This window comes from Acidithiobacillus sp. (assembly GCF_023255755.1).
Lineage (GTDB): Bacteria > Pseudomonadota > Gammaproteobacteria > Acidithiobacillales > Acidithiobacillaceae > Acidithiobacillus.
In genome coordinates this window covers 32,218-52,270 of sequence record NZ_JAGDVS010000164.1, presented here as the reverse complement: position 1 = coordinate 52,270, position 20,053 = coordinate 32,218, and the positions used below count along the sequence as shown (strand labels likewise).

Below are 20,053 nucleotides of genomic sequence, written 5' to 3'. Positions count from 1 at the left end.
TCTTGCGGTCGGGATCGATAAAGTGGGCCATCGTTCACTCATCATATTGAATTATAAATAATTATACCTCAATAGGCTGGCCCGTGAAAGTCCGACAGGCTGCTAGTGACGGCCTTGCATGACACGCTTAAGTTCTATTGAAAGTTGGCGCGCCGGATAGAATCCCAGGTGACGTTGCACAACATGTCCATCGGGAGCGACGATAAGCGTATAGGGAAGCATTCCATTTCTATCCCCAATCGCTGAGAGCACCTTGCCAGGATGCGACCCCGCCAAGAGCGTCAGATAATTAAGGTGCTCATCGTGTATAAATTTCTGGGCAGATTTTTTGCCATCCAGCGCTATACCAACGAAGCGAACTTTAGATCCAAGTTTCCGGTGGAGACGAGCAAAATCCGGTGCCTCATGATGGCAAACTGGACACCAGTTTGCCCACAAATTAATCACCATTACTTTTCCTTCAAGATGGCTTAAGTTCACCAAACCTCCAGACAGATCTGGGAGTGATATGCCTGCGAGGACGGGATGGGAGATAGTGACAACGGGGGCCGCATAAGCCATTTCTGGCATCAGGAATACGAAAATAACGCTTGCCCATATTTTGAATATTCGCTTGTTCATTTTTAATCTCTCTTCTAGATGAATCTATTGGCCTCTATCAAAAGACGCGGGGTTGACTCTGCGCACCGACGTACGGGATTGGATATGCACATCTGCAAGGATGACATCTCCCCTGTCGCCTTCGCTCCGCCCAATTTGACTGTGTAATACTTAGGGATTTTATACAGAACCATGCCATGCCAATTATTTGTGGTTACTCACTGTTCGTGAGGCATTCAATTTTGTGAAAAAAACCATCCGAGATTCGCCACAACCAAAGGAGTCAGATAGTTGAAAATTATTTTCAATGTAATGCCGATAGTTACAACCCCTAAAAACATCTCCCCGCCTTCATTCACCAAAGTCAGTAGAGTACCTACAATGACCGCAATCAAGACGGTGCGTCGCAATTGAGAAGAGCGCAATATCTGCAGCGTTTTCATGTAAATATTCTTGCCCACCACCTTCTCCGCCCCTCAGGAACTACGGCATGGGCTGACAGGTCCTCTGGCGCGACCAAACTTATTATCCATCCGGGGAGGATGATTTTACCGCTGCACCCACAGGATGCCCCCAGATTGTTGGGGTCGTATATTTTGATAAATTTTGGATTTCCAGGATCATCGAAATAAACGATGCCCAAGTAGGGCTCGTCATGATCGGTGCGCAGCAGGCGATCTATCTCCTGAATGAATTTATCAAACGTTGCCACGGAGAGTGGCATGTTAGGGACTGTGGCGTTCAGGTAGTATACATACCATTGTCCATGGTTGTTTTCGCGTAGATACCTTGTCAAAGTATCCCAATCACTCCATTGCCGAACTCCAATCAGTATCCCATTGTAAATATCAGAAAAAGAACGATCAGAAGCGTTTACATTATTCGTCATGGGGCACCTCTGCCGTTTCTAATCCGATATATGCCGCGCCCAACATGCCAGCGCAATCTGCGCTGGATGAGGGGGTTATCCTTGTCCGTCCCCTCAGAATAGGAATCAGGTCCGCATCCAATGCGCTTTGAACGGCTGGGGCCATCCATGGCCAAGAGCCGATGAGCCCTCCGCCGATACAGACCAAATCGGCATCCAGAATTTTCTGCAAATGTGCGAGGGCTTGGCCAAGGGCGCGACCAGCTTGCCTGACGCGCCGAACGGTCTCCGGCATCCGCCATTTGTCCTATATCGCGAGCGGTCTTATAACAGCCGGTATATTCTGTGTAACTAAGCTTTACTCCACTCGCCGAAGCATATTGTTCCAGGCAGCCCCGATTACCACACCCACAAACACGTCCGTTGGGTTCCACAATCAAATGGCCGATTTCCAGGGCGCTCCCGTATGCACCAGGATAGACTTGTCCATTCAGAACCAGTCCGCCGCCTATGCCGGTCCCCAACCCCACATAGAGCAAATGTCTAAGGTCTGAGTGATGTGGTCGGGCCAGTAAATATTCGCCATAGGCAGCTGCATTGGCATCGTTTACCAGGCACACCGGCAGGCTAAATCGCTTCTGCAGGAGTGAAATCAAGTCTGTATTTTCCAGATGCTGTAAGTTGGGTGACTGCAGCAACAGGCTATTGCCGGGATCGACAAAACCAGGAATGCCCATGCCGATGTGCTGCACTTGCTTGTGCTTGCACAAAGCATCTGCGATGGCATCGCCAACCAGACGCACCACCAGTCGCTGCGCGTCTTCGCGATTTCCGGCGTGCCTGCAAACTTCCGAGAGGTCGGGCGCTGTGCGATATTCTGAAAGCAGTCGAAGTCCACGAAAAACACCTAAACGAAGATTGGTGCCACCGATATCCAGACCCAGGTGGAGTGCCGCATTTCTCTGGATCTTCGGATCTGCGGCAAGTGCTGGATGAACACTGGTTTTGGCGGGCGTCATGCCAAACCTTCGGCGTTGAAAGCGGGCCTATCGAAAGGCACGCCATCCTTCCTTGATCGCAGAAGCCGTATATACTCGGCATGAGCCCACGCCAAAGGCGTGGCCGAGCCGGTGCCACGCCCGGGATACAAGCCTTTTGCAGGTATGGCTGCCTGATCCCATATCTGCTCCGGGATACAACCTCCCTCATTGGCAAAACACTCCAGGGCACGGATATAGGAAGTCACTTCCTCTCCTGCGGCTATGGCAAAATGCCCTCGCTCGCCGGTTAGCAATGGCCATAAACGACCTTGGCCAAGCCCATCGAATGGGTCACCATCGCCGTGTTCCCCATATCCGTCGCCGTTATAGCGATACCAGCAGGGACCGCAAGGTGTTTCCTGGCGACAAACCCCATCCCAGACCGGCAAGGTTTTCAGAACATGGGGATCATCCGGTCGCCGCAAGCCCAGACGGACGAGTGACAGGAACCCGCCATCTACGACACAGCACTGGGAATGACTATGTATGGCCTCCGGCGGAAGGTATCGAATGGGGAGAAATATCCGGCATTCGGGAAGGTGCTCTCCGGTATCGATAACCGGGATCTGTGCGATACGCTCATAATGATCAGGGTGTCCTGGGAGCAGTCGCCCGCAATGGGTAAAGGTCCATTCCTCAATGCGCTGGCCCCAGGAATCTGCCACCTGATGGTAATTACAACCCCAGGCTTTTCCCTTCTTGCTGTCACAGAGCTGACTTGCGGCACGTAGGGCCGCCACCACCACGGCCAGGGTTTGCGGACTGTAACCGCGATTCTCCTCCCAGCGATCCTGCGGCGTGACCGGTCCCTGACTGACCAGAAAATCCGCAGCTCGATGGACGGTATCGCTCGGATCGGGGATCAGGCTTTCCTGGAATAAACGCCAGGCGAGCAAGATGGGGTAAGCCACTTCATCCAGCTGCAACCCGCGCCAATATGGCGTTCCATCGACCCAGAAATTCTGTGGCCAGGATCCATCGGCATTTTGCCGACGCTGCAGATAATGCCAGGTTTGCACAGGCGTATCGCAATCTCCAGCGGCCAACAGCCCCATGCTGAGATGATACAGGTCGCGCGGCCAGACCAGATGGTAACCCCCTTGAGCGCTGGTGGCGTCGCTTTGTTCACCCCAGGGAATCGAAAGAGAAGCCACACCGGCCCCTGGTTCCTCCTTGTCGAAATGGCAACGAAGAATGGCCACGCTGCGACGATATAATTTGCCGTGATCCTCACTGGAGGGAGACAAGTCGAGAAGATCCGTCTGATAGCTGAGCCACTCGCGGCTGTATTCCCTTAGGATTGAAATGAATCCCATGGTCAGGGAAAATCTGGCGTGAGCCATCGCTTGTTCATGGGACGCACCAAAGCCCAGAGCCAGGGTGCACTCGCCCACACCGAGATCCAGCTCTGCAGTCAGCGCCACATGACCAGGTCCTGCTTCGGAGAAGGTCCAGTGCATATCATGGTGGTAATGGAGGTCCTGCCAGCCATCCGAGGCACCCACATAGCCTGCAGACATGCGCACAAAAGGTGTGGTTCCCGTGAGCGCGACGGTAATATCGTCACGACAGGCGAGGCACCAATCGGTTCCATCGGGTTCGCGTTGACAGACGGCGTGATTGCCCATGCCTGTGTTTCCAATCTGCGGCGCCCATAACAGGAAGAGGCGATAAGGACCCTCTTCTGGAGACAAGACTTCGAAATGCAGGTGGATGAGTAGACTATCGCGTTCGGAATCGGTACATATTTGTTTGGTTAAACGAAACCGTTTGCCGGGATCTTCACTCATGATGAGATAGGCGGGTACCCCTTCCTCGATCCAGCGCACGGTGTGCACCAAATCGCGACGTTCTTCCTGAAAGCCACCGTTGGCATCCAATATTAAAAACTGGAGATCCCGCATATTGGGAGTATCCACTCGGGGATAATAGCATTCGGTGAGCACGCCATCGGCTATGGTGAACCACACGCGTGAGCGTGCACTCAAAGCCGTTCCCACTCCCGTCTTATGGGACGGCGCCCAGTCGGGTGCAAGTCCTGGCATGCCCAAAGCGTGCCCATAGGAAATGGATTTATCGCTCATTTTCGTCCTTCCTTCGAAACCGATGCATTCGTGATGACTTCGACGGTTTCCAGGGACTGCAAAATAGGGCAACCATGATAGCTGCCGGAGCGTTCATTCTCGCAATCCTTTATAAATCGCATTAAGGTGACTTCCAGGCTCTGCAATGCCTGAATTTTCTCGTGCACGGAAGACAGTTTGATTTGTGCCTGAAGATGCACCGTATCGCAGGCTTGCGCGTCATTGATCCGCAGCGCTAGCAATTCACGCGCTTCCTGCAACGTAAAGCCAAGCATTTGTGCGTGCTTGATAAAACGAATGCGCGCGATGGTGTCCTGTGGATAGCGCCGGATGCCGAGATGGGGTTTGACCGGTTGAGGAATAAGGCCTTGCCGTTCGTAAAAACGCACTGTTTCCACATGCACACCAGCGGCTTTGGCCACCTCGCCGATGCGATAATCTGGTTGCAGGGGGTTCCTGTTCATGACCAGTTCTCTTGCCGCTCAGGAAAGGCTTGCAGGAGCGTGGTCTGGAAGGCGAAAAACATCTGTCCTATACACTGCGCCTCTTGCACCGTGTACACAGTGTCTGTCAGGTTCCTGGCGCAATCTGGGCAGAGAAAATAAATAGCCGTACACAGCCCGCTACATGCGGGATGTTCCGTGCGCGTCTGACGATTCAGAAAGTGCATAAACACAAGCGGGGCATCCACCGCACATGGACTATCCACGCAGGGACCCAGATCCAGTTCAATGCCGACGCCACAGGCGTGGCACCGGCTCTCCAGGCGTACCAATGACTTCCAGAAAAGTGGGATCGCGAGCGCATCGACGGCACACATCGCAAATGTAGGCCGGTGTTTCCCATGGGCTACACGGATAGAGGTTTCTTTGGCGCTGAACGGATAAGCGCCCAGTCCCTCTACACTGGACACCACAGCGTCCAGTGCAATCAGCCTCCGCAATGCGGCCTCCGGGAAGTGCTGTGCCGAAGGTGGATTACTCCTGACGATCCAGAACCGCAAAATCTGTGTGTGGGTTCTCTGGATCAGCTCCGGCTCGTTGCTTATCCTGGCCTGCAGAGGAAAATCCCTCTGCAGATTTTCCAGTCCTCTTTCCACATGATCGAGGCGCATGATCGTTCTCCTTCTCCGCTAGCCGGCACAACAAGACAGCTGTTTCACATCTTTGGTAAACGTCTGAGCGCAGAGTTTCAAGCCTTCAACCATGGTCAGGTAGGGAAATAACTGGTCCGCCAAATCCTGGAAGCGTAGTCCGCCACGCAAGGCCAATGCCGCGGACTGGACAATCTCCCCACCCTCAGCGGCCAGTATCTGTGCCCCTAAGAGTTTGCCTGATGCCTCTTCCGCTACCAGTTTGATAAAGCCCCTGGTGTCGAAATTCGCCAAGGCTCGCGGCACATTGTCCAGGCTCAGGGTACGGCTAATCACTTTGATCCCCAGCCGTTCTGCGGCCTGTTCATCCAGTCCGACCGTGGCCACCTGAGGGTCCGTGAAGACCACAGCCGGCATGGCGCTCAGATCCAGTGTGGCATCACCTCCCAACATATTGACTGCGGCACGGGTACCTCCTGCAGCGGCGACATAAACGAACTGAGGATGTGCCGTACAGTCTCCTGTCGCAAAGATGTGGGAGACACTACTGCGCATGTGCTCATCAACCATGACGGCTCCGATCTCGTTGGTCACTACGCCAAGGGACTCCAACCCTAAATCCTGCGTGTTTGGTATACGTCCCGTAGCCACCAGCAACTGGTCTGCGCGGAGCGGGCCGGATGCGATCTGGAGCACAAACTGTCCATTCTCATAATGTACAGATTCCGGTACGGTATGCTTGAGCACCCGAATACCTTCTTCTTCAAATACGGCCGTCAGGCCCTCACCCAAGGCTGGATCATCCTTGGACAACAAGGTGCTACGCGCCAGGATAGTGACTTTCGCACCCAGTCTGCGGAAGGCTTGGGCGATCTCGACTGCCACCACAGAGCCACCTAATACCACAAGGTGACGTGGCAGATCGGCAGCGACCAGCGCTTCTGTTGACGTCCAATAGGGTGTTTGTTCCAGGCCCGGTATTGAAGGCCGGTGCGGATGCGCACCAACAGCGATGAGGATGCGATCTCCCTCAACGGACTGCTCTTTGCCATCCGGTGCACGTACAATGACGGTGTGCGCGTCGGCGAATCGAGCCGTTCCCTGCAGAAAAGTGATAGCTGGGTGCGAAGTCAGTACATTGGCATATTTTTCGTGGCGCAGTTCGTCAACACGTTCCTGTTGCTGTACCACAAGGGCTGCGCGATGCACTATGGGTTCACAATGACCGAGTCCATGGAAGGGATGCGCGCGCTGCCAATGTGCCATTTGCGCGGCGCGGATCATGATTTTGGAGGGAACACATCCGACGTTGACGCAGGTTCCTCCCAGAGTCCCTTTTTCGATCATGGTTACGCGCGCGCCCCCTTCAACGGATCGTATGGCCGCAGCGAAGGCTCCCGAACCAGAACCCAGAATGACAACATGCAACCCCTTTCCATCGGCGTCAGCAGCCCCTGCTTTTTGACTATGCATGCCTGCGGCAGTAGTGGTGGTGGTGTCCATTATCTTGGCGCCATAACCGGCCTTCGTCGTTGCGGCGATGAGCGCGGCGGCAGCAACATTGTCGGTCACATCCACCTGTGCCAAACCTTCCGGGAAGGATGCTTTGGCATTTTTTACACCAGCGACGCCACTAAGCGCTTTTTCTACGGTCACCGCGCAGTGGCTGCAGGTCATACCAGAAATTTGTAATTGAATATGCTTATCCATCATTGTTTCTCCTGGATCCATAACAGGTTGCACTATTTTATCCGTGCACTAAAGATGCGGGATATCCAATTCTCTGAAAGGTCCGCAATAGAACGGGCGCACTCATCTTTTTGGAATCATACGTTACAGTTACCGTTCTTTTCATATCGTCAATCCGGATATGCTCCACTCCAGGCATGCGATGCAATGCAATATAAATGGCTGTCTCACAGGCCTTATCACTACAACTCATAGAAGGCACTTTAAATATGGACGTGGCAGATGCCGCATGGACCACCACAGAGGAAGCCGGGGTGGCCCATGCGGTGGACATGCCGATCATGCTGCCCAGAACGACTGAAAGTGCAGATATTAAAACCCAATTTTTCCTGGAAGTTGCTTTGAAGTTCATACTTTTCACTCCTTAATTTAATGGAAAGATAAAATTTCTACATCAGCAAACGCGGCAACACATGCGGCAGAGCCAGCATAACAATCACAAAAACAGTGCCCATCCACAAAAGAGGCGTTTTCCACCGGCCTAACCGCCCCCCTGACGAACAGGAGCCACAGGCCGCAGCTTTTTGCTCGCGATAATTTTGTATATGGGCGTATCCCAGAAATATCAGAACAATCACATCCAGGTAAGGAGCGTAGGGATCTAGGATTCGCAAGTTGGCCATCCATGCGCCACCGACACCGGCCACAATCAGCAACAACGGCAAAACACAGCAGGCCGATGCCAGGAAACCCACCACGACAGCCACCAGCAAACCCCAAAGCCCTTTCGGTCGGAGGCTCGGCGTATTCAATGCGCTTGTGGCACAAACGTTCTCCGATGGATCCGATTTGATTTCATTCACATTCATGTTGTTCAGAACCTCCGCTTATCCGGATAACATCATCGTTCACGGTGAACTATAACCGCCGTACTATAGTACGGTGTCAAGCGCGAATCAGAGTCCATCTTTTAGGGCGGCGGGAGGGTGGGAGGAGGAAAATAACCCATCGAAATCCGTTGACAAAATCTATGCGTCATAAGTAGTATGAGCAAACATACATATGTAACATGACTTATGTCAATGAGGTGCCTGCCGTGGATTTTGAATCCTGCCCCGCCGTCCTCCTGGGACCCGTCCTCAAGGCCCTGGCTGAGCCCAACCGGCTGCGCATCCTCTGCACATTGGGGACGGAATGTCGGCCGGTGACCGACATTATTCATGCCACCGATCTGCCCCAAACCAATGTGTCCTTCCATTTGCGCATCTTGCGCGAGGCCGGCCTCGTACGCGCAGAGCGTCGGGGGGCCTTTATTTACTATTGCCTCCCCGATCCGGAGTTGTTGGCGATCCTGCAATCGTTGCAGCTTTGGGTGGCCGCACATGCCTCATTGGCCAATACTCAGGATTCGGAAGATATTAGCAACGAAAGCGTTTCTATAACCGAAAGGAGGGCCAACTCATGTGGATAAATGGCGGGTGGGGCTGGACGCCCTGGATGATGATTTTCCCTTTGTTTTTTCTGGTGCTGATGGTGGTTTTCATGGTTTTTATGATGCGCGGCGGCATGGGCGGCGCCATGGGCGGTGGTTCGCACGAAACGCCCGACTCAGGAGAAACTCCGCGGGAAGCCCTGGACCGGCGTTACGCCCGGGGCGAGATCACCCGCGAAGAATACCAGCAGATGCGCAAGGATCTGGAATAGCAGGGAAGGAGTCGGGATGAATACGAAAGAGCAAGCGGCATTTTTCCCGGCCACGGTCATGCCCGATCCCGACTGGTGGCAGGCCCTGTGGCACGATCCGGAGGGGGTCATCAGGGATTTGGGTGTCAGGCCCGGCATGACGGTGCTGGATATCTGCTGCGGGGATGGCTATTTCACCGCCGCCCTCGCCCGGCAGGTGGAGGACGGCCGAATCCTCGGTTTCGATCTGGACGAGCAGATGCTGGCCGCCGCCGCATCGGTGTGCGCTGGGCTGGAAAACTGCACCTTTCTGCAGGGCGACGCCATGGCACTGCATCGGCTGCTCCCCGAGCCGGTGGACTACTGCCTCATGGCCAACACCTTTCACGGCGTGCCCGAGCAGACGGGCCTGGTCTGGGAGATCGCCCGCGTCCTGAAGCCCGGCGGGCTCTTCGCCGTCGTCAACTGGCACGCCCGTCCCCGGGAAGAAACACCGGTCCTGGGGCAGGCCCGCGGACCGCGCACGGAGCTGCGCATGACGCCGGAGCAGGTGCGCGCCGTCGTCGAGGCCGCCGGCCTCCAGCTGGATCGCGTGGTCGAACTTCCTCCTTATCATTACGGCGCCCTTTTTCGGCTTCCCGGTTAACGGGAAAAGTGGGGATGTTCCGCAGGTTCCAGGACATTCCTTTTCCATCAGGTTCTGCAGTTCAGGAGGTTTCAAATGGAAACGAAAGTACCAGAAGGTCAGGCGGAGAGTCCGCAGGAAGCCGCCGCGCCGACGAAAGAAGGCGGTGGTAAACCCATGGGCATGGGCATGGGCATGATGAAAAAAATGATGGGTCAGAGGGGACAGGGCGGCGAAGGCCCCATGGCGATGATGCAGAAGATGATGGGCCAGAAAGGAGAAGGGGCGGAAAGCGGCGACAATCCGATGCAACAGATGATGGGGACATGCATGGAAATGTGTACGGAAATGCTGGACACCATGAGTCGCACCACTTCCCTAGCGGTCTATGCGCAGCCCGAACTACACCAGCTTTTTGAAGAATGGCTCGCGGGCCGGGAAGGTGATGTTCTAAAGCTTATTGAGGAGCGCGGCAGCCTGGACCCGGAGGCTCTGGCCGCTGCGCTGTCCATGAGTCCGGCGAGCGTGACCACCCTGCTGGCCCACCTGCAGAATCAAGGGAAGATCCGCCTGCATGCGGAAATCATCGAAAAGTCCTAACGGCTGACGGTTTCCCCGGGGCGGGCATGTACAGATGCGCGTCCTCCGGACTGATCGCTTGCGCATTGGGCATCATGTCGTTGAGCATGTTGAAAGGGGATACTGATGAAGAAACAAATCACCATCATAGGCAATGGGTTCGCATCCCTGTTTTTCGTTAGGTATTTTCTCGCCATCCCCATCTTTCCTGTCATCGCCTATTTTTTTCGAAGGATATATTCCCGATACGACATCACAGTCATCGGAAATGGTAAATTCATTTATTTTCCAGCAATTCCTGAATTTCTCACAAAGAAGCGAAACAAAGCAGATGTCACCATTGATATTCGTCCATTCCTAAGACGACGAAACATTCGCTTTATTGAGGGTACAGTTGTCGATATACAGGACGGCGGACGGACCGTGATTACCCATGATGGAGAATACAAGAATGATTATCTATTTATTGGTATATGGCCATCCTTTTGAAAAGACGACATTCCTGGAACAGGAGAATACACATATTCGCCATGTTATGGTCCGGATGAGATGGACGTATTTGTAAAGAAGCTGGAATCCCTGAGTGCTGGTATCATATATGTCGGCTACAAGATTAACCGGATGGACGGTTTCGTTGCCGGACGTCCCGGCCCCATGTATGAATGCGCCTGCCTCCTGGATTACGCATTGAGAGAAAGGGGGGTAAGAAATAATTTTGAGATTCATTTCTTCTCCCCAGATAGAAGTCCGGGAGAGAAAGGCGCGATAACCGATCGACTGCGTGAGCGCGGGATTATCCTTGACGATGGATATGCACCAGTAGAATTTTTAGATGGAGGGATGGCTGATAAGGATGGCAGGTTCAGGAAGGCCGATTTGGTCCTCTATTCTCCTGAAATAACGGGACCATCGCTTGTGCAGAAGTCATGCCTTCCCGTGTCTATTGGTGGCCATATTGATGTAGATAAATATGGGCAGGTAAAGGGGCTGCCTCATGTTTTTGCCGCGGGAGATTGCGCTAATCATGAAAACCCACCGCCATGGGTGCCACATCAAGCCCACATGGCCCAACTTCGAGCTAGCGCAGCGGCAAAAAATATGAAGGCCATTTTAAACGGTAAGAGATCCACGAATCTTTATAGACAGGAGCTTTCATGTATACTGGACATGCAGAATGATGCCATGTGGCTATACAGATCGGAAGATGGTAGACCCCCGTTTCGAAATATTTTCCGCGGCGTTCGAAGAATTTGATTTTCGTAAAAGAAGCATTCGAACGAATATTCCTGTTTTATCTTCGGCATTTGTAGTCGTGCATCACCATTCGGGAACCGCATCTAGCGCCATACACTTGATTAATGCCTAGACAACTCATGCCCTCTCCTCTGGAGGTTAGCAGCTATCCAGTACCAACCTTGTTGCCATACGGGTTTAAATTGCGAATGACCGCAATCAGTCTGTACCGGCCATTCAACATAAAAACTCCACCGGTAGCCTTTGGCATAAGGAATACACGGGTCGCGGAAGCATTATCATTCCTACCAGCATACTTCTATATGCCCTCATCACCGAGTTGTGTCTTCCAACTCAAAGCCAGTATAAATTATTAAGGTTTTTGGCCTACAAGTCCATGGGCTTCCAACCACATTTTGCAAATAGTCTTCTAACCCATCTTCTCGCGGCCATACCGCGCCCGCCTCAGAACAGTATAGCCATAGCCTTGTCTGCTGTGACCGCTTCATGGCACGCCTATATTTACATATAATATTGATTATATTACGTCTTCTTCTTGATCTTTCGGATTGTGATTCCGATTATTGCGGGTTCGAGCCCCGTCAGTCACCCCATATTTATCAATCTGTTTTTTTGAGGGGTAAGGCGGAGTTTTCTAGGGGTGTATGGTGGTTTTAAGTAAAGTCTGGAAGGTTACGTCTTTTGGGTAACTGAAGGCTCAAACTCGGCGCGTGTAAACGATTGACTGCGGGCATCCCTGTTTACATAGATTTGCAGGCTACTCCATGACTCATGCAGGCTGATACGCTGAATATCCGGGATGCTCAGCCCATCTTCCGCCAACCGTGAACAACCCTCGTGCCGCAAATCATGAAAATGCAGATCTTCGATTCCCAGGATTTGCATGTGCCGCGTCCAGTATGACCCGATGGTTTTTGGATCAAACGGAAACAGGCGGTCATCCTGCATCGTTTTTCGGCGTGCCACCAGATCAGCGTCCTCTATCGTTGCGTTAATGACGGGCAGAAGGGCATCCGTAATGTGCATCCATTGATGGTTCCCCTGCGATCCGCCAGGGTTTTTGATGTTGCGCACAAGCCAGATTCCACGGTCCTGATCGTAGTCCGAAAGTCGCATGGACATGATTTCCGATTGCCGGCGGCATGAATAGATGGCGAACCAAAAAATGAGATACATGGGTGGCGAGGATTTCCGGTGGCCCAGTGATAAAAATCGCTCGCAGATTCTCTCTATCTCTTCCCGTTTGAGCCGTCGCTTTCTCTTCCGTGATCTCGCTACCAGTCGCTCGGCCCGGCAAAGCTCCGTCGCGTCTCCAATGGCTTCCATGGACAGCGGGATGCCCCATGCCGCGCGTGCATAGCGATAGATTACCCGCAACCAGATCAGATCGTTGAGCACGGTGGATGGCCCTGTTCCGGACACGCGGCGACTACGAATGTGGGAGATAAGGCGCGGCGCATCAACTTCGGATGCCATACATTCCGCGATGGGCAGTCTCCGCAATAGGAGCAGGTGCTGCAACTTGCTACGACCTAGCGGCTCGACCGCTTGCTTTTCCTCAATGTAACGATCGATCATCTTGCCGATGGGCAACGCCGATGAGGGACGCACAGCCTCTTTGGGGTTTTCACGTAGCGCCTGTTCGCGTTCTAATGCCCAGGCTTTGGCGGTCGCTTTCTTGTGGAACGTCCGGCTCTCACAATGGAAGGCTTCCCCATTGCGCTTGAGGCGAATTGTTGCAGTATGGCGAAGGGTACCATCCTTCTGTTTTCGTGAGACAATAGTGGCCAACTCGGTGCTCCGGTGCAACATGGACGGGAAAACGGCTTCATGTTGCACTCTTGTAACACTGGATACGGTAAAATACAAGTTTACGCGGCTAAATGTGGCATAATACAGGCCGTCGAACCATGAGGTAACTCTATGAATAACAATAAAAACACAGTGAATTCAAGTGATAAGATATTGTCCGTCGCCCCCATGCTCGACTGGACAGACCGCCATTGTCGATATTTTCTGCGCCTGGTATGCCCTTCCTGTGTGCTTTATACCGAGATGGTCACCACCAGTGCGCTTCTTCTGGGGCGTGACCCTGAGCGATTTCTCGAATTCTCTGCGGCGGAGCACCCCCTGATTTTGCAGTTGGGGGGGGATGATCCGGCGGCGATGCGAGCGGTCGCGGCGATGGCGCATGCCTATGGCTATGACGGCCTCAATTTGAATGTGGGTTGTCCCTCGCCGCGGGTGCAGAAAGGCCGCTTTGGGGCCTGTCTGATGGCGACGCCTGAGCTGGTCGCCGAGTTGGTGGCAGCTATGGGAGAAAGTGGCTTGCCCGTCAGCGTGAAACACCGTCTCGGTCTGGATCGGGAAGAGGACTACGCGGCGCTGCGTGCTTTCATCGAAACCGTCGCGGTGGCGGGGTGCCGACACTTCATTGTTCATGCGCGTAATGCCTGGCTGAAAGGCCTCAGTCCGGCTGAAAACCGTGACGTGCCGCCCTTGCGCTGGGATTGGGTGCATCAGTTGAAAAAAGAGCTGCCGCATCTGACCATCGAGATCAATGGAGGCTTTAACGATTTGGCGGCGGTGACGGCGCAGTTTTCCTCAGTGGATGGGGTAATGATCGGGCGCGCTGCCTATCATCATCCTTTACTATTGGCGGAAATTGAACGTGCCATGGGGCGCAGGGAGACCCTGCCAGAACCCGAAGTGATCTTATCTGGATTGATAGAATATGCGGAACAGTGGGGGGAGGCGTTGCCTGCGCCGCGGTTAAGCCGTCATTTGCATGGGCTGCGCTTTGGGCAAAATGGCGCGAGAGCATGGCGTCATTTTCTGGGTACGGCTGAACTCGGTGAGAGCGCCGCGGAGTTTCTGCGGCGCGGTATCTCGCTGTTAGATTGAAAGTCAGGCGAGGACGTGGTGACTCATGGCCAGCAGGCGTAGAGTGCGCTGATCCCGGATGCGAAAGTACACACGACTGGCTACCCGTCGCACCAGCACCAAGCCGCTGTCCTGCAATAAGGCAAGATGCTGCGATGCATTGCTATGGCTGGTATTGATGGCTTTCACGAGGCTTTGCATGCTCATTTCGCCTCGTCCCAGCAGGCAGATAATCTTGTATCGCAGGGGGTGAGACATGGCTTTGATCACCTCGGAAAGCTGCTCAATCTTGCGTTCGGGAATAATGGGATTTTGCATGGTTAGGCTCCTTGTCATCAGAATACGATCTTCGCCCATATTTAGCATAGATCGTGCCATATTATCGCACTGGCCTGTATTGTTTGCATAAGTTTGAAAATGCCCGATGATATGATGGCGCGCAGCCGAGCTATATTGTAGCCTGTCGGCTACGCTTTTTTGTGGGGTACCTTGGGGCTATTGAGTTCTATGGGGTTTTTGCTGTGTGCAACGGACGACATCTAACGGCGCTGGCGGAGGAGGTGGCCTCCGCCGGGCTCTCACTCAGATCTGATTGCGCCAGTAGTGGTCTTCTTTGTCCATGATCCGGGTGGCCTCGTCTGGTCCCCAGGAGCCAGAGGGGTAGGTGAGGATGTAGTCGGTCTCCCGTCCCCAGGACTTGATGATAGGGTCGACGACGCGCCAGGCCCATTCGACCTCGTCAAAGCGGATGAACAGGGCTTTGTCGCCTTGCATCACGTCTAGCAGCAGGGCCTCATAGGCATCCAGCTCCTGCTCACCATCTTTGCGGTAAGATGCGTTGAGTTGTACGGGGCGAACGCGCATTTCCAGACCCGGTTCCTTGACCTGGATTTCAATTTTAAGGCTCTCCGGTTCCAGAGAGAGCAATATCCAGTTGGGCTCAATACGTTCGATACTGGTTTCGCGGAAGAGTTGTTGCGGTGTATGACGGAAGCGGATGGCCACGCTGGAGGTCTTGGCAGTAAGACGTTTGCCGGTACGCAAATAAAAGGGCACGCCGCGCCAGCGCCAGTTATCAATGTAAAACTTGGCGGCGACAAAGGTTTCTGTTACCGAGTTGGGCTCAACACCCGCCTCGTCCTGATAGCCGGGGACGTGTTTATCGTGGACAACGCCAGGCCCATACTGCGCGCGCATGGCATAGGCGGTAACAGCCGATTTGGGAATAGGGCGGATTGAGCGCAGGACTTTGACTTTTTCGTCGCGCAGGCTATCTGCCTCCAGCGAAGGTGGTGGTTCCATGGCGACCAGAGTGAGAACCTGCATCAGGTGATTTTGCAGCATATCGCGCAGAGCACCGGCCTGATCATAATAGCCAGCCCGATTTTCAATGCCGATATCTTCGGCCACCGTTATCTGGACGTGGTCGATGTAATTACGGTTCCATATCGCTTCAATCGCCAGGTTGGCGAAACGAAAAACCAGCAGATTCTGGACAATTTCTTTGCCAAGATAATGATCGATACGATATATCTGGTCTTCGTGGAAGTGACGATGCAACTGCTCATTGAGTTGTACGGCACTTTCCAGATCATCCCCGAAGGGCTTTTCAATGACGATGCGGTAGTCGCCATCCTGATTGAATCCTGCCTCGGAAAGGCGTTGTACCACCGGAATAAAATCGGTGGGACGAATAGCGAGATAAAAAATGGTACCTGCTGGTTTTTCGGCCCCTGCCGGGGTCAGCAGGCTGTGGAGTCTGGCGTAAGATTCCGGCTCATGGATTTCACCGCGCACATATTCAAAATGCCTGCAAAAATCGGCAAAGTGGTCCGCGTGATAATTGCTGGCATAGGTTTCCAGTTGCTCATGGAGAAAGTCCTGCCAGGTTTTGTCATCCCAAGGTCGTCGGCCGAAGGCGAGAATGCGCAGTTCTTCAGGCATTCTGCCTGCACAATGCAGATGATAAAGTGCGGGGAGAAGTTTTTTGCTGGCGAGATCGCCGGTAGCCCCAAAAATGACGAACTGACAATTACAGTTACTCATTCAGTCCTCCTTTTGCACGGCATGGCCGCCAAACTGGTTACGCATCATCGCCAGGAGTTTGGCGGCGTAGTCGTCGCGCCCCTGCGAGGCCCAACGCATTTGCAAGGCGAGGGTAATGACCGGCGCGGGAATTTTCAGTGCGAGAGCGGCCTGCGCGGTCCACAAACCTTCGCCGGAGTCCGCTACTACAGGCGCGATGTCGGCGAGCACCTGATCTTTGGCGAGGGTGTCAGCAGTGAGATCAAGAAGCCAGGAGCGGACGACGCTGCCATAGCGCCACATTTCGGCCACCTTGGCGAGGTCCAGTCCGAATTCGGTTTTGCCTTGCAAAATGGCGAAGCCTTCGGCGAGGGCCTGCATCATGCCGTATTCGATGCCATTGTGGACCATTTTGACAAAGTGGCCGCTGCCGACGGGGCCACAGTGCAACCAGCCTTTGTCGGTGCCCGGTGCCAGTGCCTCCAGAAAAGGCGTTACCTGAGCTACGGCTTCCTGGCTGCCACCGACCATCAGGGCATAACCCTCTTGTAGACCCCAGACACCGCCCGAAACACCGGCGTCTATGTAATGCACCCCCGCCGCCTCCACTTTTTTGGATTGGGCGACGGAGTCCTCATAAAAGGCATTCGCGCCATTAATCAGTATGTCGCCCTTGCTCAATAAGGGAAGAATGGAGTCGATATGACTCTGGGTGGCCTCTCCGGCGGGGAGCATGAGCCAGACGATCCGGCGGCTGGGCAAGGCCTGAACGAGGGCTTCCAGACTTTCGGCAGCGTGCATGCCTGTTTCTTTAGCCAGATCAGTGGATTTTTCGGTATGGCGATTGTAAACGGTGACTTCCAGACCCTTGATGTGCAGACGCCGCGCCATATTGGCACCCATTCGACCTAAGCCGACCATCCCGATGCTTTTGTTACTCATTGCTTGCTCCTTTGCGTACACGCCTGCCAGAAAATGTTAGCATGAGTATAGACGTTCGGGCCTTTATGTCGCCGTTTTACTGCTACGAAGGAAATTTCCATGCAACTGGGCACACCACTTTCCGCTTCTGCTACGCGTTTGCTCATGCTCGGTGCAGGTGAGTTGGGTAAAGAAGTTCTGATAGCCGCGCAGCGGCTGGGGGTAGAGACGATCGCGGTGGATCGTTACGCCGATGCGCCGGCCATGCAAGTTGCCCATCGTTCCCATGTGCTGGATATGACCGATCCAGAGGCCATTCTGGCCATTGTCAAACGCGAGCGTCCGCACTTTGTGGTGCCGGAAATTGAGGCTATTGCGACTTCCGCATTGGCGGAAATCGAGGCGCTGGGGTTGGCCACCGTGGTGCCCTCGGCACGGGCAGTACAGTTGACCATGGACCGCGAGGGTATCCGCCGCCTCGCTGCGGAAGAGTTGGGCTTGCCGACATCGCCGTATCGCTTCGCCGGGACGCTGGCAGAGTTGGAAGAGGCGGCGGCGGAGCTGGGCTTTCCCTGTGTGATTAAGCCGGTCATGTCCTCCAGTGGTAAGGGGCAGTCCGTAGTGCGTGGCGCGGCGGAACTGGCGCTGGCCTGGCAGGAGGCGCAGACGGCGGGTCGGGTCGGCGGCCAGCGGATTATTGTCGAGGGCTTTGTGGATTTCGACTTCGAGATCACCCTGCTGACCGTGCGCTCTGTCTTGGGGACGACTTTTTGTGCGCCTATCGGGCATCGTCAGGAGGCCGGCGATTATGTGGAGTCCTGGCAGCCGCAGCCGATGAGCGAGGCCGCTTTGCAGCAGGCGGAAAAGATGGCGCAATTGGTGACCGGCAATCTGGGCGGACGGGGACTGTACGGAGTGGAGTTTTTCGTGCGTGGTGAAGAGGTCATCTTCAGTGAGCTCTCGCCGCGCCCTCATGATACGGGTCTGGTGACCCTTGCCAGTCAGCGTCAGAGTGAGTTCGACCTGCACCTGCGTGCCATTTTGGGTTTGCCGGTCGATCCGGGCTTCCGGCGTCCGGCGGCGTCTGCGGTGATTCGCGGGAAGGAACTCGGTTGGGGGCCGGTGTATTCTGGGCTGGAGGAGGCGCTGGCGGTGCCGGAAAGCGATCTGCGGCTTTTCGGCAAGCCGACAGCCAGCAAGCTCAGGCGCCTCGGGGTAGGTATTGCATGCGCCGATGATGTGGAGGAAGCCCGGGAGCGCGCCCGCCGGGTTGCTGCGGCGATCAAAATCTGCCCCGCTTCCTGAGCGGGGTTGATCCTGCGGTAACGCGATCCCGGTTCTCGGGGCGGTCTAGGCGTTGATAAAAGCGCTGATGCGGTCCAGGGCCATCTCCAGATTCTTATCGCTGGTCGCGAAGGACAGGCGGATATGGCCAGGCGTGCCGAAGGCTGAGCCCGGTACTACTGCCACTCCGGCCTCCAGCAAGGCTTCAGCCAGGGCAAGATCGTCACGCAGACTTTTCGCCGCCATGACTTCGCGGAATCCCGGAAAGCTGTAAAAGGTACCATCGGAGGGCATGGCAGCAACGCCGGGCAGCGCTTTCAGGCGGTCGTAGACGTATTGGTGGCGCCGCTTGAAGGCATGCACCATTTCGTGGATGGCGCTGTCGCCACCTTCCAGCGCTGCCTGGGCGGCCACCTGGGCGATGGAGGTGGGATTGGAGGTGCTCTGGGACTGTACCGTATTCATTGCGGTGATCAGCGCTTTGGGGCCGGCGCAGTAGCCGATGCGCCACCCGGTCATGGCATAGGCCTTGGACACGCCATTCATGACGATGCAGCGCGGGGTCAGATCCGGGCAGGCATTGGCGATATTGACAAAGTCTTCATCGTAGAAACGGATTTTCTCATACATGTCATCGCTGGCGATGAGGATATGCGGATGACGGCGAAGTACCTCGCCCAGGGCTTCCAGTTCCGGGCGGCTGTAGGCCACGCCGGAGGGGTTGGAGGGGCTGTTGATGACCAGCAGGCGGGTGTTGGGGGTAATCGCCTCATCCAGTTGCTCCGGACTGATCTTGAAACGCTGGCTGGCGTCGGTATCGATGATGACAGGCCGTGCTTCCGCCAGTAGCACGATGTCCGGATAAGACACCCAGTAGGGCGCGGGAATGATGACTTCATCACCCGCATCCAGAAGGGCCTGACAAAGATTGAAGAAGCTTTGCTTGCCGCCGACGGAAACAAGAATTTCATCGGGGCGGTATGACAGATGGTTGTCGTGCGCGAATTTGCCGATGATGGCGGCTTTCAGCTCCGGCGTGCCGCCGACGGCGGTGTATTTGGTGAAGCCCTGCCGGATGGCGGCGATGGCCGCTTCCTTGATGTACTCCGGGGTGTCGAAGTCCGGTTCCCCAGCACCCAGACTGACAATATCCTTCCCTTCGCGGCGCAGTTGCTGGGCACGGGCAGTGACCGCAAGGGTGGGGGAGGGGCGCACCGCATTCACGCGGCGGGAAAGGCGGATATCCACAATCATCAACTCCAGGAGCAATTTCATCGGGCGCGGAAAATGCGCGCAAGAGCGCAAATGATAAGCATCCTTCGACTAAAATCAACTATTTTGCGCGAGGCAGGTATTTGCCGGGATGTGGGATGTGAAGGATTGACATTACAATCGACTAGAAGAGTACGATTTTCACCATGTATC

Annotated in this window: 23 protein-coding genes and 1 pseudogene; 9 read left to right on the top strand and 15 right to left on the bottom strand. The window is 54.6% G+C overall.

What is annotated here, in order from left to right; translation table 11 throughout:
• Nucleotides 1–102 precede the first annotated feature (102 nt).
• The 9 genes and pseudogenes from Q0C48_RS11685 to Q0C48_RS11645 form a co-directional block, all read right to left on the bottom strand.
• On the bottom strand, nucleotides 103–621 hold the full coding sequence (locus Q0C48_RS11685) for a peroxiredoxin (protein WP_291524537.1): 519 nt from the start codon (nucleotides 619–621) through the stop codon (nucleotides 103–105).
• 215 nt (nucleotides 622–836) lie between these two features.
• Nucleotides 837–1,043 carry a hypothetical protein gene (locus tag Q0C48_RS11680; RefSeq protein ID WP_291524535.1) on the bottom strand — a complete coding sequence of 69 codons (207 nt, stop codon included), beginning with the start codon at nucleotides 1,041–1,043 and terminating at the stop codon, nucleotides 837–839.
• A complete protein-coding gene (locus Q0C48_RS11675; protein ID WP_291524533.1) occupies nucleotides 1,040–1,489 on the bottom strand; it encodes a hypothetical protein in 450 nt (149 codons plus the stop codon). Before Q0C48_RS11675 ends, Q0C48_RS11680 begins: the two co-directional genes overlap by 4 nt.
• Nucleotides 1,479–2,487: pseudogene (locus Q0C48_RS11670) on the bottom strand (ROK family protein). Before Q0C48_RS11670 ends, Q0C48_RS11675 begins: the two are co-directional and overlap by 11 nt.
• Nucleotides 2,484–4,592 (bottom strand): glycoside hydrolase family 15 protein, encoded by a 2,109-nt coding sequence (locus Q0C48_RS11665; protein WP_291524529.1) that lies wholly within the window; start codon nucleotides 4,590–4,592, stop codon nucleotides 2,484–2,486. Before Q0C48_RS11665 ends, Q0C48_RS11670 begins: the two are co-directional and overlap by 4 nt.
• Nucleotides 4,589–5,056, bottom strand: coding sequence for a MerR family transcriptional regulator (locus tag Q0C48_RS11660; RefSeq protein ID WP_291524527.1), 468 nt, complete (start codon nucleotides 5,054–5,056; stop codon nucleotides 4,589–4,591). Before Q0C48_RS11660 ends, Q0C48_RS11665 begins: the two co-directional genes overlap by 4 nt.
• Complete coding sequence (gene merB / locus Q0C48_RS11655) at nucleotides 5,053–5,706, bottom strand: organomercurial lyase (protein WP_291524526.1); 654 nt, start codon at nucleotides 5,704–5,706, stop codon at nucleotides 5,053–5,055. Before merB ends, Q0C48_RS11660 begins: the two co-directional genes overlap by 4 nt.
• Nucleotides 5,707–5,724: 18 nt before the next feature.
• A complete protein-coding gene (merA, locus tag Q0C48_RS11650; RefSeq protein WP_291524541.1) occupies nucleotides 5,725–7,395 on the bottom strand; it encodes a mercury(II) reductase in 1,671 nt (556 codons plus the stop codon).
• 37 nt (nucleotides 7,396–7,432) lie between these two features.
• On the bottom strand, nucleotides 7,433–7,708 hold the full coding sequence (locus Q0C48_RS11645) for a cation transporter (protein ID WP_291524539.1): 276 nt from the start codon (nucleotides 7,706–7,708) through the stop codon (nucleotides 7,433–7,435).
• On the opposite strand from Q0C48_RS11645, the gene Q0C48_RS11640 reads away from it, so the two are divergent.
• The gene (locus Q0C48_RS11640; protein ID WP_291524542.1) at nucleotides 7,644–7,802 is read left to right on the top strand and encodes a hypothetical protein; all 159 of its coding nucleotides are present in this window, start codon (nucleotides 7,644–7,646) and stop codon (nucleotides 7,800–7,802) included. The genes Q0C48_RS11645 and Q0C48_RS11640 overlap by 65 nt on opposite strands.
• Before the next feature lie 21 nt (nucleotides 7,803–7,823).
• On the opposite strand, the gene Q0C48_RS11635 is transcribed toward Q0C48_RS11640, so the two are convergent.
• Nucleotides 7,824–8,243: a mercuric transporter MerT family protein gene (locus tag Q0C48_RS11635; RefSeq protein ID WP_291524524.1), complete on the bottom strand. Its 420-nt coding sequence runs from the start codon at nucleotides 8,241–8,243 to the stop codon at nucleotides 7,824–7,826.
• A gap of 227 nt (nucleotides 8,244–8,470) precedes the next feature.
• Here Q0C48_RS11635 and Q0C48_RS11630 point away from each other — a divergent pair, with 227 nt between their 5' ends.
• The 6 genes from Q0C48_RS11630 to Q0C48_RS11605 all read left to right on the top strand — a co-directional run bounded on the left by Q0C48_RS11630 (nucleotide 8,471) and on the right by Q0C48_RS11605 (nucleotide 11,515).
• Entirely contained in the window at nucleotides 8,471–8,845 is a 375-nt protein-coding gene (locus tag Q0C48_RS11630) for a metalloregulator ArsR/SmtB family transcription factor (protein ID WP_291524522.1), read from the top strand.
• A complete protein-coding gene (locus Q0C48_RS11625; protein ID WP_291524520.1) occupies nucleotides 8,836–9,078 on the top strand; it encodes an SHOCT domain-containing protein in 243 nt (80 codons plus the stop codon). The genes Q0C48_RS11630 and Q0C48_RS11625 overlap by 10 nt, the downstream gene beginning before the upstream one ends.
• 16 nt (nucleotides 9,079–9,094) lie before the next feature.
• On the top strand, nucleotides 9,095–9,703 hold the full coding sequence (locus tag Q0C48_RS11620) for a class I SAM-dependent methyltransferase (RefSeq protein WP_291524518.1): 609 nt from the start codon (nucleotides 9,095–9,097) through the stop codon (nucleotides 9,701–9,703).
• A gap of 75 nt (nucleotides 9,704–9,778) precedes the next feature.
• Entirely contained in the window at nucleotides 9,779–10,282 is a 504-nt protein-coding gene (locus Q0C48_RS11615) for a FeoC-like transcriptional regulator (protein WP_291524516.1), read from the top strand.
• Nucleotides 10,283–10,387: 105 nt separating this feature from the next.
• Entirely contained in the window at nucleotides 10,388–10,750 is a 363-nt protein-coding gene (locus Q0C48_RS11610) for a hypothetical protein (RefSeq protein ID WP_291524514.1), read from the top strand.
• A 60-nt stretch (nucleotides 10,751–10,810) separates the two neighbouring features.
• On the top strand, nucleotides 10,811–11,515 hold the full coding sequence (locus Q0C48_RS11605; protein ID WP_291524512.1) for an FAD-dependent oxidoreductase: 705 nt from the start codon (nucleotides 10,811–10,813) through the stop codon (nucleotides 11,513–11,515).
• Between the two features lie 672 nt (nucleotides 11,516–12,187).
• On the opposite strand, the gene Q0C48_RS11600 is transcribed toward Q0C48_RS11605, so the two are convergent.
• On the bottom strand, nucleotides 12,188–13,306 hold the full coding sequence (locus Q0C48_RS11600) for a tyrosine-type recombinase/integrase (protein ID WP_291524511.1): 1,119 nt from the start codon (nucleotides 13,304–13,306) through the stop codon (nucleotides 12,188–12,190).
• 132 nt (nucleotides 13,307–13,438) lie between these two features.
• Between Q0C48_RS11600 and dusA the strand changes: the two genes are divergently transcribed.
• The gene (dusA, locus tag Q0C48_RS11595) at nucleotides 13,439–14,419 is read left to right on the top strand and encodes a tRNA dihydrouridine(20/20a) synthase DusA (RefSeq protein ID WP_291524508.1); all 981 of its coding nucleotides are present in this window, start codon (nucleotides 13,439–13,441) and stop codon (nucleotides 14,417–14,419) included.
• Nucleotides 14,420–14,422: 3 nt separating this feature from the next.
• Here dusA and Q0C48_RS11590 read toward each other — a convergent pair whose 3' ends face one another.
• The 3 genes from Q0C48_RS11590 to gnd all read right to left on the bottom strand — a co-directional run bounded on the left by Q0C48_RS11590 (nucleotide 14,423) and on the right by gnd (nucleotide 17,365).
• Nucleotides 14,423–14,716 (bottom strand): metalloregulator ArsR/SmtB family transcription factor, encoded by a 294-nt coding sequence (locus tag Q0C48_RS11590; protein WP_291524506.1) that lies wholly within the window; start codon nucleotides 14,714–14,716, stop codon nucleotides 14,423–14,425.
• Nucleotides 14,717–14,980: 264 nt separating this feature from the next.
• Nucleotides 14,981–16,444, bottom strand: a complete 1,464-nt coding sequence (gene zwf, locus Q0C48_RS11585; RefSeq protein ID WP_291524504.1) for a glucose-6-phosphate dehydrogenase — start codon at nucleotides 16,442–16,444, stop codon at nucleotides 14,981–14,983.
• Nucleotides 16,445–17,365, bottom strand: coding sequence for a phosphogluconate dehydrogenase (NAD(+)-dependent, decarboxylating) (gene gnd, locus Q0C48_RS11580; RefSeq protein WP_291524502.1), 921 nt, complete (start codon nucleotides 17,363–17,365; stop codon nucleotides 16,445–16,447).
• A 99-nt stretch (nucleotides 17,366–17,464) separates the two neighbouring features.
• On the opposite strand from gnd, the gene purT reads away from it, so the two are divergent.
• Nucleotides 17,465–18,649: a formate-dependent phosphoribosylglycinamide formyltransferase gene (purT, locus tag Q0C48_RS11575; RefSeq protein ID WP_291524500.1), complete on the top strand. Its 1,185-nt coding sequence runs from the start codon at nucleotides 17,465–17,467 to the stop codon at nucleotides 18,647–18,649.
• A 45-nt stretch (nucleotides 18,650–18,694) separates the two neighbouring features.
• Here the strand turns inward: purT and Q0C48_RS11570 are convergent, their stop codons facing one another.
• Nucleotides 18,695–19,903: a pyridoxal phosphate-dependent aminotransferase gene (locus Q0C48_RS11570; protein ID WP_291524498.1), complete on the bottom strand. Its 1,209-nt coding sequence runs from the start codon at nucleotides 19,901–19,903 to the stop codon at nucleotides 18,695–18,697.
• Nucleotides 19,904–20,053: the final 150 nt, after the last annotated feature.